The organism is Mycobacterium sp. TH-M82, assembly GCF_057473605.1.
This window is the reverse complement of the sequence record NZ_JBYCKY010000518.1, coordinates 1-1687: the sequence shown is the minus strand read 5'-3', so window position 1 is coordinate 1687 and position 1687 is coordinate 1. Positions and strand designations below refer to the sequence as shown.

The window sequence follows — 1687 nt, the reverse complement described above, 5'->3', positions numbered from 1 at the left end:
ACCGGAAAATCCCCAGGGTGAGTGGGCAGGCGACAGCTACCCGGCGGAGCTTGCGTAGCCGGGTGTCTTTGGCCGCGTTGTGGTCAGATCAGGCGGCGGGTTCGACGGTGACTCGGTAGCCCATCGCGGTCAGTTGGGCGATGTGGCTGCGTAACCGGCGTTCGACGTTGATTCGGCGGGCGTGGTAGTCGGCTCCAAGGTCGTGGAATCGGGCGGTGGGATCAGAAAGCAGCTGCCAGACGATGACAAGGATGGAGCGGGCGACCGCGACCAGGGCTTTGAGTTTTCCTCGGCGTTTGACGATGCGCCGGTAGCGTTCACCGAGGAAGGTGTCGGTTTTGGCGGCTGCGACGGCGGCCTCACCGAGTGCGCCCTTGAGGTAGGGGTTGCCCTTGCCGGTCTTGCCACCGCGGGTGACGGGCCCGGACTGGATGGTTCGCGGGCACAGTTTCGCCCACGACACCAGATGCGCCCCGGTGGGAAATTGGCTCATGTCGAGTCCGATTTCAGCCAGGATGATTTGCGCCGTCGTTGGGCCGATACCGGGGATTTCGCTGAGCCGCTCCACGGCAGACAATTCGCTGCGGGGCGGCTCGGCGATCCGGTTGTCAGCGCCACCGCCCGTGTCATCGTCGCCCGGTTCGACGGCCGCGAGGAGTTCGTCGATGCGGGTGGTCAGTGTGGTGATCTGCACCGAGAGCATGTCGATCTGATCGAGCAGGATTCGCGCCAGTTCGCCGTGGTGGTCATCAAAGCGCCCATCGAGAGCCTTGATCAGTGCGGTGCGTTTGGTCTTCATCCGGCCGCGGGCGAGATCGGCCAGCCGCCGTGGATCGCGTTCGCCGGCGATGAGGGCTTCGACCATGTCACGCGCGGAGAGGGTATCCAGTGTCGAGGCGACTGATGACACCTTGATCAGGGCGTCTTCAAGCAGTTTCTCCAGCCGCTGCCAGCACCGGGCGCGTTCCCGGGTCAGGTCCGTGCGTAGCCTGGTGTAGTCACGTAGCTGTCGGGTCGGGGCCGGTGGCACGAAACTGGGCCGCAGCAAGCCCTTCTCGGTGAGTTTAGCCAGCCAGACAGCGTCGAGTTTGTCGGTTTTGGGTCGGCCCGGGACGTTTTTGACATCGCGGGCGTTGACCAGCTGCACATCCAACCCGCCCGCTTCCAGCAGGTAGTACCAGATGCGCCAATAATCCGACGTCGATTCCAGGGTTACCTTCTCCACACCCAGCTCCATGAGCTGGTCGGCCAGCTCGGTGACCGTACCGGTGGTGGCCTCAGCGTCCCAGACCTTGCTGACTCGCCGGTTGCCCTGCGGTGTTCGTACACATACCTTGCCGAATGCCTTGGCCACGTCGATGGCCGCGACTCGTTCGAGCACCAACTCGTGCTCAGCGTCGGGTATCTCCTGCAGCCCCGGCATCGGAACCTGCTTGCGCTTCAATTCGCTTGCCCTCCAATCCAGTTGACATGCTCCTAGAGCGGGTCGCCTGGGGGCCTCGGTCAAGGGATACCGAAATTCTGACCGGCGTGCTCGAAGCAACAGTGCGTGACCCTTCTCAGGTCGGGCCCCGGCGCCCAGGCTCACGTGCGGGCTCACAGGTCCCAAGGAAACGTCGGCGTCGGCAGGCGACCCGACACCATTTTCACGCCTGCGAGGCGTCCCGGGAACGGAACTGGGGGCTCA

The 1687-nt window shown here is 64.3% G+C and carries 1 protein-coding gene; it reads right to left on the bottom strand.

Annotation, left to right across the window (positions count from 1 at the left end):
* Positions 1 to 88 precede the first annotated feature (88 nt).
* The gene (locus AC2VON_RS16000) at positions 89 to 1423 is read right to left on the bottom strand and encodes an IS110 family RNA-guided transposase (protein ID WP_486953837.1); all 1335 of its coding nucleotides are present in this window, start codon (positions 1421 to 1423) and stop codon (positions 89 to 91) included.
* Positions 1424 to 1687: the final 264 nt, after the last annotated feature.